Origin of the sequence: Faecalibacterium sp. BCRC 81149 (assembly GCF_022750605.1) — a bacterium.
Classification (GTDB): Bacteria; Bacillota; Clostridia; order Oscillospirales; family Ruminococcaceae; genus Faecalibacterium; species Faecalibacterium duncaniae.
Map to the genome: position 1 here is coordinate 115,546 of NZ_QXJA01000005.1, position 14,266 is coordinate 129,811.

The following is a 14,266-nucleotide window of genomic DNA, read 5'->3' on the forward strand; positions in this document are numbered from 1 at the left end:
GCCCGGAGGGCCGCTGAAAGCTGCGGTTCTCCGGGCATTTTTAGTATTCGATGCCTTTGCGCGCCTTGATGCCCTTCTGGTAGGGGTGGCGGCGGCATTTCATCTCAGTGGAGTAGTCGGCGGCATCCAGCATCCACTGCGGGGCCTTGTGGGCGGTCAGCACGCATTCCTGCGCGGCGGGACGCTCCAGAACGGCCCGCCGGAGCAGGTCTTTGTCCACCATGTCCAGCTCCCAGGCCGAACCGGCTTCATCTAAAATGAGCAGGTCGGCAGGCTCGGCCAGTGCGGCGGTCAGGTTTTCGTTCTGCACGGCCCGGGCAGCGGCCTTTTCCGCTTCGTTCATCTGGAACACGAACTTCTGCCCGCCCTTGCCCCGGAAAATTTTTGCCCCCAGCTGGGCCAGAAGAGGGATCTCGCCGCTCTGCCCGCCCTTGAGGAACTGCACGATGACAACCCGTTTGCCGCTGCCCAGTGCGCGGAGGGCAAGGCCCATGGCGGCGGTGGTCTTCCCCTTGCCGTCGCCCCAGTAAAGATGCAGCAGGCCCTGTTCCATCATCCGTTCTCCTTGGTGTACTGCACGGTCTCCACCAGGTGCAGGATGTGCTGTTCCGGCCAGTCCCGGGCATCCAGCACATAGCCGCCCGCGTTGGGGCCGCACCAGTTGTGAAAGCTGCGGCGGGGCACGCCAAACCGCTCCAGTGCGGCCATCTGGATGCCGCCATGGGCCACGATGACCAGCCGCTCCTGCCCTTCGGCAAGGGCCTTGTCAATGAGGTCAGCCAGCGTTTTGCACACCCTGTTGCAGAAATCGCTCCTGCGCTCCCCGTCCGGGTGGGCAGCGTGCTCGTTTTCCTGCACCCATGCCAGATATTCCGGGTCCTGCTCCACCTGTATGAAGGTCTGGCCCTCGAACCGGCCGAAGTTCATCTCCTTCAGCCCGTCCACCGGAATGAGCTTTGCCCCGGGAAAGAGCACCCGCGCCGTCTGGGCGGTGCGCTGCAGCGGGGTGACATAGACCACCTCCGGTGCAAAATCTGCCTGCCGCAGCTGGGCGATGCCTGCGGCGGAAAGGGGGATGTCCCGCTGGCCCTGATATCGTTTTTGCGCGTTGTACTCCGTCTGGCCGTGACGCAGCAGATAAATGAGCATAATCGTTCTCCTTTTTGGTTTGTTCTGCACCATTATAGCCTATTTTGCAGTTATTTTCCAGCCATGCTCTTGCAATTCTTCCGCATTTCAGATATATTGAGTGGGTATGAAATTTCAGGGGAGAGAAGTGTCAATGGAGATCCGGGACCGGAAAGCAGCGCAGCGCCGGGCGGGCATCATGGCCCGCAGGGGTCTGCCGCAGGCAGAAAGAGCGGCGGCCAATGCAGCCATCTGTGCCCGCCTTCTGGCCATGCCCTGCTTCCAAAAGGCAGAGAATCTGCTGCTCTACGCCGCTTTTGGCGGGGAGGTGGATCTTGCTGTGCTGGCAGAGCAGGCGGCCCGGCTGGGCAAAACGGTGGCCTATCCGGTCTGTGGGGAAAACTTTACCCTGACCGCCGCCGTACCGGGGCCGGACGGCTGGGAGGTGGGGGCTTACGGCATCCGCACACCGGTTCTGGAACGGGCGGCGCTCATCCGGCCGGAGGCGCTTGATCTGGTGCTGGTGCCCTGCACTGCCTTTGATGCGGCCTGCCGCCGGGTGGGCATGGGCAAGGGCTACTATGACCGCTATCTGCCCAGGTGCCGGAACGCCGTGGCGCTGGGCGTGGCCTTTGAGGCCCAGCGGGTGCCGGAAGCGGCTGCAGATGAACAGGACCGGCGGCTGGATGGATTTGTAACAGAGAGGAAAGTATATCGTGGAACTGATGAATTTGAGCTGTGAAGGTTTTCTGGAGGAACTGGCCAGCAAGGCGGCGGCTCCGGGCGGCGGCGGCGCTTCGGCGCTGGTGGGCGCGGCCGGTGTGGCGCTGGGCAGCATGGTGGGCAGCCTGACCGTGGGCAAAAAGAAATATGCTGCCGTGGAAGCGGACATCGCTGTCCTGAATGTCCGGGCCGAGGCCCTGCGCAAGCGGCTGGAAGCGCTGGTACAGGCCGACGCGGAGGCCTTTCTGCCTGTTGCGGCGGCCTACAAGCTGCCGAAAGAGACCCCGGAACAGCAGGCCCACAAGGCCGCGGTGCTGGAAAAGGCACTGGACAGAGCCTGCGCCGTGCCGCTGGAGGTGATGACTGCCTGCGGTGAGGGCATCGCACTGGCCGCAGAGTACGCCGAAAAGGGCAGCGTGCTGGCCCGTTCTGATGCCGGATGCGCGGCGCTGTTCTGCAAGGCAGCCATGCAGGCGGCGGGGCTGAACGTGAAGGTCAACACCCGCCTGATGGCAGACAAAGCCCATGCGGATGCGCTGGAGGCCAGAGCGGAACAGCTGCTGGCCGAGTTTGTGCCGCAGGCTGACAGGGTCTATCAGACTGTATCAAATGAGTGAGGGGAGAAGAAAATGGCTCAGATCTTGAAGGGTGCGCCCGTGGTGGCCGCCATGAACGAAGCAAACGCCGCGCGCTGTGCTGCGCTGAAGGAAAAGGGTATCGTGCCCACACTGGCTGTGGTACGGGTCGGCGCGCGGGAGGATGACATTTCTTATGAAAAAGGGATCGTCACCCGGTGCGGTAAGGTTGGCGTGGAGGTGCGGCAGTTCCATCTGGCGGAAGATGTTACGCAGGAGGAACTGCTGGATGTGATCCGGCAGATCAATGGGGATGCATCGGTTCACGGGTGCCTGATCTTCCGGCCCCTGCCAAAGCGGTTCGATGACCGCAGGGTCCAGGAGGCGCTTGCCCCGGAAAAGGACGTGGACGGCATCACGGACGGCTCGATGGCCGGTGTGTTTACCAACATGCCCATCGGTTATCCGCCCTGCACGGCGCAGGCCTGCCTTGAGATCCTGAAATACTACAATGTGCCGCTGTCCGGCAAACGGGCCGTGGTCGTGGGCCGCAGCCTGGTGGTGGGCAAGCCCGCTGCCATGATGCTGGACCGGGAAAACGCCACCGTGACCCTCTGCAATTCCCGCACCCGGGACCTGCCCGCCCTCTGCCGGGAGGCCGATGTGCTGGTGGTCGCCATGGGAAGGCGGGGAGCCATCGGGGCCGATTGCCTGCGGGAAGGTCAGGTCGTGGTGGATGTGGGCATCCATGTCAACGAAGAGGGCAAGCTCTGCGGCGATGTCCGCTTTGATGAGGCAGAACCCATCGTGGAGGCTGTCACCCCGGTGCCCGGCGGTGTGGGCACAGTGACCACCTCTGTGCTGGTGGGCCATGTGGTGGATGCCGCATCCGCACAGTAAAACAGAAAACAACAGGCGGTGCCGGAAGTTTCCGGCACCGCCTGTTGTTTTTATACGGTTGCAAGCACGGCAAGGATGCTCTGCCAGCGGGGGTTCTGCACCTGCTGCGCGGCACGGCGGGGCGCGGAAGGCGAAACCGTGCGGGCAGGACGCTGGACGCAGTCAGCCGGTTGTGCAAAGGGGGAGACGAGTTCGGCCTGCCAACGGGCGGCCAGTGCCATGGCTTCAGGGCTGGATTGCAGGGTGCGGCGCTCCGTTCCGGCCAGAAAATCGCCCAGCCAGCAGAGAATGGCCGCAATGGGCAGGCAGTCGGCGGCACGGGTGGACCAGTAGTTCCACTCGCCGCCCCGGCCCACAAAGCTCTCCACGGTGATCATGGCACCTTCCCGGGCAGACTGAGGCAGGCAGGAGCAGGAGGTGCCTGCCGCGCGGCGCAGCTCCCGCAGAATGATCTCAGTACGGCCTGCATCCAGGGCATCGTCCCGGATGCAGGCGGAAAAGTCCGCGCTGTCCAGCAGGTTTTCGGCCCGGGTGGGGAATTGCCCTGTCATCTCGCCGGATGCGTTGTGGCAGAGCTGCCAGCCCTTGCGGAACAGCTGGAAGTTCAGGTTGCGGCGGCCCATGGTGGAGTAAAACACCCGGGCGCGGCCATTGGGAGACTGCCGCAGCTCCAGATAGGCATCAGCGCCGCCCAGGTCCTGTACCTTGACGGTCAGGAGCAGGGAAGAATTGTTTTTTTGTGCGGACATGGCACGGTGCATCTCTTCAAAATAGCGGCTGGCATCCATAGCGGGTCTCCTCTCTGGTTTTGGATGATGTGTCGGAAACCATCCATCGGTTGTTCTCTGCCTGCATTATAACATATACGACAACAAAATACAACTATAAGTTTGACAAAAACCAAAATATTTTGGAAATTCGGGGATGCTGACAAACGGATTGGTTGTAAATGGAAAAGGCTTCTCCCGTTGGAGAAGCCTTTTGTGGTGGCAGGATTCAATCGCCCAGCTCCCGGATCTCATTCTGGATGAGCCGCCCAGCGGCGCGTGCCAGCTGATCCATGCCCCGGATGCGGGCGAGATTTTTGCCGTAGATGCGTTCTGCATCGTGGCTGGAGCTGTCCTCGCCCATGAACACGGCAGAGACACGCAGACCCCTGCGCTGCAGGTCGCGCACCTCAGCGGCGGCATCGTCCACGCCGTAGGAGCCGCCGTAATCACAACCCAGCGGTTGTTCCGGGCTGGGCGGCACACGGCGGCTGTCGTTGGGGGAAGCATCCGTCAGCAGGATGAGCAGATGCCGGGGCGCGGGACCGGGGTCAAAGCTGACCAGATCGCCTGCCGCCCGCAGGGCAAGGCCGTCACGGTTCCAGCCCGATGCAAAATACTGGTCGATCCCCTGCAGGCTTTTGTCCGCAAAGCCCTTGAGCACCCGCAGAACCGTATAGCCCCGCAGGCTGCAGAAGCTGCTGACCCGCACCGGGATGCCGCAGGCGGCAAGGCTCTGGGCCAGGATCGTGCCCTGCGCCGCAATGACCTCCTGACAGTGGAGCCGGGAAGCCGACGCGTCCAGCAGCAGGTCCACGGTGAAGGAGGGCTGATTCTCCTCCTCGGCACAGCGGAACACCCGGCTGTCGTTCAGAAGGGGAGCACGCCAGACCCGCTCCGGGTCCAGAGCGCCGCTGCGGGCGATCCGGGCATTGGGCTGCTGGTGGACCAGAATGCAGTTGCGGATCTGCTCGGTGAGCCGGAGCACCACGCTGCGGTGAAGCGCCCGGTTTTTGGCGTAGTAGGCGCGGTTGCGGTCGGCCTGCAGCTGAGCCTGCTCGGCCAGGTGCTTTGCCTCCGGTGTGGGGGCCTGTTCCGGGCTGGGCACGCCGGAGGCAAACCAGAGACGGCACCCGAGGTGCGCCCCGGTGCAGAGCGCCTGCTCGGCCTTGCGCAGACGCTCGGGCGGATAGAGGGAACGGCCAAAGCAGCTTTCAATGTAGGCGCGGTCCTCGGCGGCATTCTGCCGCAGGGTGATGTGGGCCAGCCGCTTGTCTGCCGTGGGGCCGGAGCCGCCCGCCTCCACGGAACCGGAGTGCTCCACGGTCAGACGGTCGGTCTTGATCATCTGGGTGGGCAGCGTTTTGGTGGCAAGAGAGGCCAGCAGCCCCTCCAGATGCAGATGAAGCCCCACTTTGTGCCGGATCCTGCCGTCAAACAGGGCAAACCTTGCAAACAGGCCCAGCAGCTCACCCTTGAGCTGGCCGGGCTGGGGCGGTTGGGAGGGAGAAAGTGCCTCTGCCAGTCGGCTCTCGTAGGGGGTCATCACAGGGGGATGCCTGCCCTGTACGGTGCGCCAGCGGTCAGCCTGCATGGTGTAGACCAGTTGATTTTTTGCCATCCACTCCTGCCGCGAAAGCTTGTACTGGATGCCGAAAAAATAGTCCGCGTGGGCCCGGCGCAGCTCGGAAAGGACCGGGCGGCGGGGCAGCTCCAGCAGATAGACCGCGCTTTCGAGGTAGAGCCATGTCAGATCGTCCAGCTGGCTCTCCCGGAGATCGCCGTCCCATGTGGCAAAAAGGTCGCGGAGCAGGTCGTCGCCATAGTATTTGTGCACCAGCCCCACGACACAGTTCATATAAAAATCGATCGTGCCGTCGGTGTTGCGGGCCAGGAAAAGCGGCTCAAAGCCGTAGGCTCCCGCCGCCGCCCACACCTGATTGGCGGCCCGCCGCTCCTCGGCGGTATAACTCCGGGCATCCATCAGCGGAACAGCTTTTCAGCCGTCAGGCTGGCCGGGATGCGGGCGGCGATCACGTCCCGGATCAGCCCCTGCTCGTAGGAATCAAAGGCCTTGTTGGTGATGCCCATGTCCAGCGCAGGCCCCGCAGCCACGCCCCGGCGCATCAGGCGCAGAGCGTCCAGCATTCCGCGCAGATCCAGCGCTTTGGTGGAAATTTCGGCGCTGTCGCATTTCTTTTGCAGGTCGAGGAAGAGCAGAGCAAACTGGTGCACATATTTGTCCGTCAGGTCGGCAAACTGGGCCCGCAGCAGCTTTTCAAGGTTTTCCTCCGTGATGGTGGGCATCTGGATGACTGCAAAGCGGGAAGTCAGGGCCTCGTTCAGCTCCCGGGTGCCCGCGTAGCCATAGTTCATGGTGGCGATGAAGCGGGTCTCTTCGGCCAGCGGGATGCGTTCGTAGCCGGGCACATCAATGGCGCGGCGGAAGTCCAGCACGGCGTGGAGGACGGCCAGGGCCTCGTTTTTGGCCATGTTGATCTCGTCTAGCACGCCGAAGCCGCCGCACTGGGCACAGCGGTAGACCGGCCCGGGCCGGAAGGTGACCGCCCCATCCACAAAGGTGTCCATGCCGATGAGGGAGGCTGCATCCATGTTCACATGGAATGAGATGTCCCATGCGGGGCGGCCAAAGGCGGCGGCAAGATTCTCGGCCAGCACATTTTTGCCGGTGGCCTTGCCGCCGGCCAGCAGCAGGTTTTCGCCGCAGAGCAGGGCCGCCAGTGCCTGCTCCCAGACCTCCCGGCCATAATAGGTAAAGCCGGAAGCCGGGATGCGGGGGCGCAGGGCCTCGGGCAGAGCGTGGGCGGCGCGGTATTCTTCCACAGCGCGCAGCAGGTCGGGGCTGATGCCCTCCTGCCGTAATGTTTCCATCAGATCAGACATCCAAGACATCTCCTTGCGGTTGGCTTTGCCAAACCGATTTTTCAGCCTTATCATAGCACAACCGCTCCGGTTTGTGTAGGGGGCGCGGGGGCATTTTTTGCCAGATTTTTGCCCGGGAAATGCCGCAGGGTGGAACGGATCTGTGTGCTGCCGTGCAGACGAAGGAGTTTTTCGTGCCCGGGGATCGTGCGGCAGCGGATATTTTGTGGAAAGCTGTCGAAATGGCAGGTGTTCCGCGTTGTGGGTATCCACTTTTGGCTCAGAATGGTAAAAATTCCGGAAATTCGATTGACAAATCCGAATATTTATCGTATAACCTATATATGGGAACAATTCCGGAGGGAATGCGGAACTCGTGCCCCTGCCCGTTCCTGTCGGAGGAACCACGGTCTGGTTCTGGTGCCGCGCACTTGGTTTGGTGCAGACGGTAAGTATAGATTGATTTGAAAGAGAGGAATCCCCGTTATGATGAACAATGAGATCAAAATGCCCGCTAACTTTGCTGCGATCGATGAGAACGAAATGGTGTACCTGCAGGGTGGTGCAGCCACCGAGGCTACCGCTTGGGACGTGTTCCTGAACGTTGGCAAGCTGTTCAACTACATCGCCCGCGTGTTCTCCGCAGGCAGCTCCATCGTCAACAATATCAATGTTATCGTGACCACCTTCCAGACCCTGAGCACCTTCAGCCTGACCGCTAAGAACTAAGGTTTGGGCCAAAACCGAATCAGCATTCACAGGGCATCCGCTCCGGCAGGCGCGGGTGCTCTTTTTTGCTGCACAGGGCGGGAAGGCATTCGCCCCCAAATGCAGGAAAGCAGCCTTTTTTCTGCAAAGCGGGCGGATTGTCCATTGACAAGGTTCAAGAGGGTGTCGTATACTAACGATGCCTTGCAAGAAACCCCGCATCCGCGGAATAAAAGAGGAGAGAGAATATGAAAAATAACAACAGCAGCATCAAGACCGTTGTCGCTGTCGGTATCGGCGCGGCATTGTTCTTTGTTCTGGGACGTTTTGTGGCCATTCCCAGCCCGGTGCCCAACACCAACATCAGCCTGCAGTACGCCGTTCTGGCCCTGCTGGCTGCCATGTACGGCCCCGTGGCCGGCGGCCTGATCGGCTTCATCGGCCACACCCTCATCGACCTGTCCTGGGGCGGCAGCCCCTGGTGGAGCTGGGTCATCGCCTCCGCCTTTGTGGGCGTTGTGGTGGGCCTGTTCTCCAAGAAGCTGAACCTGCAGGAAGGCGAGTTCAGCAAGAAGCAGGCAGCTTTGTTTGCGCTGGCCAATATCGTGGCCCATCTGCTGGCCTGGGTCCTGGTGGCCCCCGTGCTGGATATTGCCATCTACGCCGAGCCCGTCAAGAAGGTGTTTGCACAGGGTGCATTTGCCGCAGTGTCCAACAGTATCACCGCTGTGGTGGTGGGCGGCCTGCTGGTGCTGGCTTACACCAGAACCATCGCCAAGAAGGGCTCTCTGGATCAGGAGTGATCCCCGCATGAAACCCGGCCTTTCCATCTGCGCCGTCCGGCCCGTTGGAAAGGCTTTTTTGATGAACAGCTGAGGTACCATACCCATGGCAGAACGTAAACCCATCATCTCATTCCGCAACTTTTCCTTCCAGTACCGGGCCCAGAAGCGCCCCACCCTGACCGATATCGATCTGGAGATCTACCCGGGTGAACGGGTGCTCATTGCGGGCCCCTCCGGCAGCGGCAAGAGTACGCTGGCGGGGTGCATCAACGGCCTGAACCCGTTTTCCAACCCCGGCGCGTGCACCGGCACCCTGACCGTAGACGGTGTGGATGCGCCCCACAGCAGCCTCTTTGAGCTTTCGGCCCATGTGGGCACGGTGCTGCAGGACCCGGACGGCCAGTTCATCGGGCTGACCGTGGGCGAGGACATTGCCTTTGCACTGGAAAACAGCTGCACCCCGCAGGATGAGATGCACGCCATCACCCGCCATGCCGCCGAGCTGGTGGGCATCGAGAACCATCTCGGCTATGCACCGCACGAGCTTTCGGGCGGGCAGAAGCAGCGGGTGAGCCTGGCGGGCGTGATGGTGGATCAGGTCAGGATCCTGCTCTTCGATGAGCCGCTGGCCAACCTCGACCCCGCTACCGGCAAGCAGGCCATTGAATTGATCGACGAGATCCAGAAAAAGACTGACACCACAGTGCTCATCATTGAGCACCGACTGGAAGATGTGCTCTGGCGGAACGTGGACCGCATCGTGCTGGTGAACGGCGGCACCATTCTGGCAGACCTGCGCCCGGACGAGCTGCTCTCGGGCAGCCTGCTGGCGGAAAACGGCATCCGGGAGCCGCTGTATGTCACGGCTCTGCGCTATGCCGGGGTGGATATCACTCCGGACAAGCACCCCGCCCATGTGGACAGTCTTGTGCTGGACGATACCGACACCCAAAAGCTCCGGGACTGGTTCACGGCCCGGCCCCGGCCCGCCGCGCAGCCGGAACGGGAGCCGCTGCTGGAGGTAAAGGGCCTGAGCTTTGGTTATCAGAAGGGCCAGCAGACCCTGCGGGATGTCAGCTTCTCGATCGGCAAGGGGGAGATGGTGAGCATCGTGGGCCGGAACGGCGCGGGCAAATCCACCCTCTCCAAGCTCATCTGCGGCTTCGAGACCCCGGATGCGGGCGAGATCTTCCTGAACGGCAAATCGCTGGCTGAGGAGAACATCCGCCGCCGCGCCCAGCACATCGGCTATGTGATGCAGAACCCCAACCAGATGATCTCCAAGACCATGATCTACGAGGAGGTGGCTCTGGGTCTGCAGCGCTCCGGCCTGACCGAGGAACAGATCCGGGAAAAGGTGGAGGCGACCCTCAGGGTCTGCGGCCTGTATTCTTTCCGGAACTGGCCAATCTCGGCACTGAGCTTCGGCCAGAAAAAGCGGGTGACCATTGCCAGCGTGCTGGTGCTTGACCCGGAGCTCATCCTTCTGGATGAGCCCACCGCCGGGCAGGATTTCCGGCACTATACCGACATCATGGAGTTCCTGCGGGGCCTGAACGCCCGGGGCGTGACGGTGGTGATGATCACCCATGATATGCACCTGATGCTGGAATACACCCGCCGCGCGCTGGTGTTCTGCGACGGACGGCTCATTGCCGACCGCACCGCGGCCGCTGTTCTGTGTGACCCCGCGCTGGTGGAGCAGGCTGCCCTGAAGGAGACCAGCCTGTACACGCTGGCCAACCGCTGCGGCATTGCGCCCGCGCAGGAATTTGTAGAGAGATTTATTGAGCAGGACCGGGAGGTGAGAGAGGGTGGCCGCTAAGACTGTTTTGAATTATCTCCCCCGGGAGAGCGTCATCCATAAGATGACCGGAACCACCAAGCTGGCGTTCTTCCTGCTGTTCACCTTTGCCAGCATGATCACCTACAACACCTGGGTGCTGCTGGGCCTGTTGGTGGTCAGCCTGCTGGCCTTCAGGCTGAGCCGGATCAAATTCCGGGAAGTCCGGTTTATGATGACCTTCATGCTGGTGTTCCTGCTGCTGAACAACCTGTTCATCTTCCTGTTCGATCCCAATCAGGGTACCACCCTGTACGGCACCCGCACGGTGCTCTGCCACCTGTTCTGGCGGTATGACCTGACAGCGGAACAGCTGTTCTACATGGTCAACATCAGCCTGAAATATTTTGTGGCCCTGCCGGTGGCCATCCTCTTTATCTCTGCCACCGACCCCAGCGAGTTTGCTGCCAGCCTGAACAGCATCGGCATCTCGTATAAGGTCGGCTATTCGGTGGCCATTGCCCTGCGCTACATCCCCGATATCCAGCGCGACTACCACAGCATCAGCCAGGCCCAGCAGGCCCGCGGCGTGGAGCTGGGCAAAAAGGAGCCCTTCTTCAAGCGGATGAAGAACTCTGTCAACATCCTGCTGCCGCTCATTCTGACCAGTCTGAACCGCATCGACACCATTTCCAACGCGATGGAGCTGCGCGGCTTCGGCAAGAACAGCAAGCGCACCTGGTATACCCAGCGCCCCTTTGCCCGGCGGGACTTCATTGCCCTGGGCGTGGGCGCGGCCCTGCTGCTCATCAGCCTGACCGTGACCATCCGCTTTGGAAGATTCTATAACCCGTTCCTCTGAACCAAAAAACATCCCCGCACGGCCTGTCAAAACAGGAAGTGCGGGGATGTTCTGCATTCTGCGGCTTTTACAGACCGTTGGTTCAATGATGCCGCAAGAAAGAGGGGGCTGTGTCACGCCGCGTCCACGAACTCCTCCGGGTCTTCCACGGCATCGGTGATGGTCTCCTCCGCGTCATCGGAGGAGTCGGCAGGCTGCTCCGGGTGGAGCAGGGCGTTGAGCAGGTCACGGAAGTCGATCAGGCTGTCGTCCACCTGCTGATTCCGGGCCAGCAGGTCCTGCACCATGTCGGGCTTGTCGGTGATGAGGTCATCCACGCCCAGCTCCAGCATGTGGGTGGCGACCTTTTCGCGGTCGATGGTCCAGGCAGAGACGGTCTTGCCCCGCAGATGGACGGCGTTGACCATGCCGGAGGTGATAAAGGTGGTCTCCACGCTGAAAAAGTCGGCATCGGGCAGGTCGTAGTAGTTGCCTACGCCCAGAGCCAGAATGTAGCCGGTGGGGTACTCAGGGGCCAGCGCTTTGACCTTGTGCAGGGTCTCGTAGCTCTGGGAGGTGATGACGCAGTTGGAGCTGTCGAAGCCGTATTCCCGCAGCAGGCGCACGGTCTCAGCCTCCAGAGCAGGGGTGGCGGCGCTGGGCTTGATCTCCACATTCAGGCCGATGCGGCCCCGGCAGAGCTGCAGCACCTGTTCCAGGGAGGGGATCCGGGTGTCGGCAAAGCGGCTGCTGAACCAGCGGCCTGCGTCCAGCTGTGCCACCTCGGCGTAGGTCAGATCATAGACTTTTGCGTTTTTGCCGGTGCAGCGTTTCAGGTTGGAATCGTGGGTCACCACGACCACGCCGTCGCTGGTCATCTGCACATCCAGCTCGATGCGGTCGCCGCCCTTGAGGATGGCCGACCGGAAGGCGGGAAGGGTGTTTTCCGGGGCCACGGTGCAGTCGCCCCGGTGGAAGGTGACCAGTGGGGTCACGCCGCCCACGGCGGTGAGCAGGGCATCGTCCTGGGGCAGAGCGTAGAGGTAGACTGCCATCAGCCCGGTGACCAGCGTGACCCCGGCCACCGCAGCGGTGAGCAGGGGCCAGCCGCCAAAGCGGTGCGGTTTGCCCTCCGGCAGCGCTTCCGGCGGGCAGTCACGGCAGCGATCGTAGAGGAATGCGATGATGGTGCACTGGGCCGTGGTGACCTTGCAGTCCAGCAAAAAGCCGAAGAAGGGGATCTCCAACAGATACAGCGCACGGGTGAGCAGCAGCATGGCGCGGGTGCTCCGCAGTCCGATCAGCGCCGCCACACTGTAAACCAGCAGGGAGGCTCCGAAAAAGACCAGAACAGACCGGATCAGCGCACTGAGATCCCACCGCAGCAGCACACCGGCCAGCCGGGGCAGCTGTGCTTTGACATGGGCAGCGCTCTCCTGAACGGCATCCCACAGGCTTTTGCGTTCCAGCGTAAAGAGGGGGAGCACCAGGACCCAGAACAGGGTGAACAGGAACGCCGCACCCAGAATGAGAAGAAAAAGCACCAGATAGAGCGGCTTTGCCCGGACAAGCCCAAGGATGTACTCCGGCACGGCCAGCTGAGAGATATAGTTGTAGGTCACGAATACATCGGTAAAGGGGATGAGCAGGGCGCAGTAAAGCAGGGTGGGCCAGTTTTTGGGGAGCAGGATATGGCGGATATCCCCCAGCGACCGGACGAACAGGGAAACAGGACGCAGTGTTTCACCCCGGCGGGCCAGCGCAAACCCGTGCAGGAGGATGGAAAAGCCGTACAGGTTCCAGAACGCCGCCAGAAGGACGATGAGCACGATCCCGCCTAAAATGGTCGGTGAAGTAAAGATCTGATGCGCGTTGTTGTTGGTCAGGTAGTTCACCGGCGAACAGCGCAGTGTCAGCGACCAGATGCCATTCATGGCGGGCAGAAACAAAAGATAGGTCAGGGCTTTGTACACCAGCACGGCTGTCAGAACGGCAGCGGAGGCCCGGTGCAGCAGGGTCAGGGCATGGTTCCGGGTGTCCTTGTAGGCCCGGTGTGCCCGCGTGAGGGAGCGGAAGAGATGCTTCAATTTGGATTCCACCTCGGTACTGGGATATGGTTCTGTCATTTTACAGTAGTATATCACAAAGCCGGGAAAAATGGAAACGACACGGATCGACAGTTTGTTCCAGAGGGCACAGGCGCTTTTCAGCGGGGCAAAAGCGTGTTACAATAGGGGCAGAGTAAAACAGACAGGGGAGGAACACCCAATGCAGATCATGGATCAATTCGGTGCAGCACCGGGGGCAGAGAGCGTCCGGATGCCCGATGGCACCGAGCGGACACTGGCGGCAGAGCACGCCGCGGCCATTCTGGTCAACGAACAGCCAGCCTTCCGGGTGGTCTGCACGCCGGAGCTGCTGCCGCAGCTGGCGCTGGGCCGCCTGCTGACCGAGGGCTGGATCACCTCTGCTGACGAGGTGGAGCGGGTGGCCGTCTGCGCGCAGGGCCTCAAAATAAGCGTTCAGCTGCGCCACCCGCTGGCGGCAGCGGAACAGGCCGGGCAGGAGGTGCCCAGCTGCTGCACCGATAACCTGACGCTGGCCAGCCCGGTGCGGCTGCCGCCGCTGGCCCCGGTGCCTCAGCGGGAGATCCCTGCCGCATGGGTGGATGCGCTGGCCGATGCCATGGGGCAGGGCCTGCCGCTCTACCGTGCCACCCATGCCGTGCACAGCTGCCTGCTGCTACGTGCGGGCAAGATCTTGTACCGATGCGAGGATCTGGGCCGCCACAACGCGCTGGACAAGGCCGTGGGCTGCGCCCTGACAGAGGGGGTGCCGCTGGCGGAGTGCGTGCTCTTTACCAGCGGCCGGGTGCCGGTGGATATGGTGCGCAAGGCCATCCGGGCCGGTGTGCCCGCGCTGGTGAGCAAGAGTATGCCCACGGTACAGTCGCTGGAGCTGGCAGAGGAATATGGATTGAAACTGTTCATCCGGCAAAAGAAATGATTTCACCGGGAAGTGAGAGCTTTTGAGAGCAATTACGGGGCTTTGTTTGTGCGTATGCGTTGACTAACCGGTGGAAAAGATGTTATTCTTATAACGAAGAAACCGTTCCGCACTGTTGCAGCAGGTGGAACGGCTGTTTTCGTGCCCGGGAGTTCCGGGCACAGCTG

At 61.8% G+C, this 14,266-nt stretch carries 14 protein-coding genes; 8 read left to right on the top strand and 6 right to left on the bottom strand.

The features are described from left to right. Window positions 1-40: 40 nt before the first annotated feature. Window positions 41-556 (bottom strand): cob(I)yrinic acid a,c-diamide adenosyltransferase, encoded by a 516-nt coding sequence (locus D3F01_RS07750; protein WP_097773716.1) that lies wholly within the window; start codon window positions 554-556, stop codon window positions 41-43. After that, complete coding sequence (locus D3F01_RS07755; RefSeq protein WP_242887633.1) at window positions 553-1,149, bottom strand: histidine phosphatase family protein; 597 nt, start codon at window positions 1,147-1,149, stop codon at window positions 553-555. The genes D3F01_RS07750 and D3F01_RS07755 overlap by 4 nt, the downstream gene beginning before the upstream one ends. Window positions 1,150-1,282: 133 nt before the next feature. On the opposite strand from D3F01_RS07755, the gene D3F01_RS07760 reads away from it, so the two are divergent. From D3F01_RS07760 to D3F01_RS07770, 3 genes are read left to right on the top strand one after another with little or no spacing between them, the layout of a single operon-like run. Next, window positions 1,283-1,870 (top strand): 5-formyltetrahydrofolate cyclo-ligase, encoded by a 588-nt coding sequence (locus tag D3F01_RS07760; protein ID WP_242887634.1) that lies wholly within the window; start codon window positions 1,283-1,285, stop codon window positions 1,868-1,870. Beyond that, complete coding sequence (locus tag D3F01_RS07765; RefSeq protein ID WP_242887691.1) at window positions 1,854-2,468, top strand: cyclodeaminase/cyclohydrolase family protein; 615 nt, start codon at window positions 1,854-1,856, stop codon at window positions 2,466-2,468. The genes D3F01_RS07760 and D3F01_RS07765 overlap by 17 nt, the downstream gene beginning before the upstream one ends. A gap of 12 nt (window positions 2,469-2,480) precedes the next feature. Further along, window positions 2,481-3,326, top strand: a complete 846-nt coding sequence (locus tag D3F01_RS07770; protein WP_117504874.1) for a bifunctional 5,10-methylenetetrahydrofolate dehydrogenase/5,10-methenyltetrahydrofolate cyclohydrolase — start codon at window positions 2,481-2,483, stop codon at window positions 3,324-3,326. Between the two features lie 50 nt (window positions 3,327-3,376). Here the strand turns inward: D3F01_RS07770 and D3F01_RS07775 are convergent, their stop codons facing one another. From D3F01_RS07775 to D3F01_RS07785, 3 genes are all read right to left on the bottom strand, one after another. Then, window positions 3,377-4,114, bottom strand: a complete 738-nt coding sequence (locus tag D3F01_RS07775) for a hypothetical protein (protein WP_227613156.1) — start codon at window positions 4,112-4,114, stop codon at window positions 3,377-3,379. Window positions 4,115-4,322: 208 nt separating this feature from the next. Continuing rightward, on the bottom strand, window positions 4,323-6,077 hold the full coding sequence (locus tag D3F01_RS07780; protein WP_097770549.1) for a hypothetical protein: 1,755 nt from the start codon (window positions 6,075-6,077) through the stop codon (window positions 4,323-4,325). Continuing rightward, the gene (locus tag D3F01_RS07785; protein ID WP_097770548.1) at window positions 6,077-6,997 is read right to left on the bottom strand and encodes a MoxR family ATPase; all 921 of its coding nucleotides are present in this window, start codon (window positions 6,995-6,997) and stop codon (window positions 6,077-6,079) included. The genes D3F01_RS07780 and D3F01_RS07785 overlap by 1 nt, the downstream gene beginning before the upstream one ends. A 465-nt stretch (window positions 6,998-7,462) precedes the next feature. Here D3F01_RS07785 and D3F01_RS07790 point away from each other — a divergent pair, with 465 nt between their 5' ends. From D3F01_RS07790 to D3F01_RS07805, 4 genes are all read left to right on the top strand, one after another. Then, a complete protein-coding gene (locus D3F01_RS07790; protein WP_156070594.1) occupies window positions 7,463-7,705 on the top strand; it encodes a hypothetical protein in 243 nt (80 codons plus the stop codon). 227 nt (window positions 7,706-7,932) lie between these two features. Beyond that, a complete protein-coding gene (locus D3F01_RS07795) occupies window positions 7,933-8,487 on the top strand; it encodes an ECF-type riboflavin transporter substrate-binding protein (RefSeq protein WP_117533212.1) in 555 nt (184 codons plus the stop codon). Window positions 8,488-8,572: 85 nt separating this feature from the next. Beyond that, window positions 8,573-10,294, top strand: coding sequence for an ABC transporter ATP-binding protein (locus tag D3F01_RS07800; RefSeq protein ID WP_242887637.1), 1,722 nt, complete (start codon window positions 8,573-8,575; stop codon window positions 10,292-10,294). Then, window positions 10,284-11,114, top strand: coding sequence for an energy-coupling factor transporter transmembrane component T (locus D3F01_RS07805; protein WP_005931939.1), 831 nt, complete (start codon window positions 10,284-10,286; stop codon window positions 11,112-11,114). Before D3F01_RS07800 ends, D3F01_RS07805 begins: the two co-directional genes overlap by 11 nt. Before the next feature lie 113 nt (window positions 11,115-11,227). Here the strand turns inward: D3F01_RS07805 and D3F01_RS07810 are convergent, their stop codons facing one another. Continuing rightward, window positions 11,228-13,180 carry a glycerophosphodiester phosphodiesterase family protein gene (locus D3F01_RS07810; RefSeq protein WP_242887639.1) on the bottom strand — a complete coding sequence of 651 codons (1,953 nt, stop codon included), beginning with the start codon at window positions 13,178-13,180 and terminating at the stop codon, window positions 11,228-11,230. 181 nt (window positions 13,181-13,361) lie between these two features. On the opposite strand from D3F01_RS07810, the gene D3F01_RS07815 reads away from it, so the two are divergent. After that, on the top strand, window positions 13,362-14,099 hold the full coding sequence (locus D3F01_RS07815; RefSeq protein WP_242887642.1) for a formate dehydrogenase accessory sulfurtransferase FdhD: 738 nt from the start codon (window positions 13,362-13,364) through the stop codon (window positions 14,097-14,099). The last annotated feature ends 167 nt before the right edge of the window (window positions 14,100-14,266 follow it).

Bases quoted from the DNA above. Each gene is read 5' to 3' on its own strand.
- D3F01_RS07750 (WP_097773716.1), bottom strand. From the start codon at position 556: ATGATGGAACAGGGCCTGCTGCATCTTTACTGGGGCGACGGCAAGGGG.
- D3F01_RS07755 (WP_242887633.1), bottom strand. From the start codon at position 1,149: ATGCTCATTTATCTGCTGCGTCACGGCCAGACGGAGTACAACGCGCAA.
- D3F01_RS07760 (WP_242887634.1), top strand. From the start codon at position 1,283: ATGGAGATCCGGGACCGGAAAGCAGCGCAGCGCCGGGCGGGCATCATG.
- D3F01_RS07765 (WP_242887691.1), top strand. From the start codon at position 1,854: ATGAATTTGAGCTGTGAAGGTTTTCTGGAGGAACTGGCCAGCAAGGCG.
- D3F01_RS07770 (WP_117504874.1), top strand. From the start codon at position 2,481: ATGGCTCAGATCTTGAAGGGTGCGCCCGTGGTGGCCGCCATGAACGAA.
- D3F01_RS07775 (WP_227613156.1), bottom strand. From the start codon at position 4,114: ATGGATGCCAGCCGCTATTTTGAAGAGATGCACCGTGCCATGTCCGCA.
- D3F01_RS07780 (WP_097770549.1), bottom strand. From the start codon at position 6,077: ATGGATGCCCGGAGTTATACCGCCGAGGAGCGGCGGGCCGCCAATCAG.
- D3F01_RS07785 (WP_097770548.1), bottom strand. From the start codon at position 6,997: ATGTCTGATCTGATGGAAACATTACGGCAGGAGGGCATCAGCCCCGAC.
- D3F01_RS07790 (WP_156070594.1), top strand. From the start codon at position 7,463: ATGATGAACAATGAGATCAAAATGCCCGCTAACTTTGCTGCGATCGAT.
- D3F01_RS07795 (WP_117533212.1), top strand. From the start codon at position 7,933: ATGAAAAATAACAACAGCAGCATCAAGACCGTTGTCGCTGTCGGTATC.
- D3F01_RS07800 (WP_242887637.1), top strand. From the start codon at position 8,573: ATGGCAGAACGTAAACCCATCATCTCATTCCGCAACTTTTCCTTCCAG.
- D3F01_RS07815 (WP_242887642.1), top strand. From the start codon at position 13,362: ATGCAGATCATGGATCAATTCGGTGCAGCACCGGGGGCAGAGAGCGTC.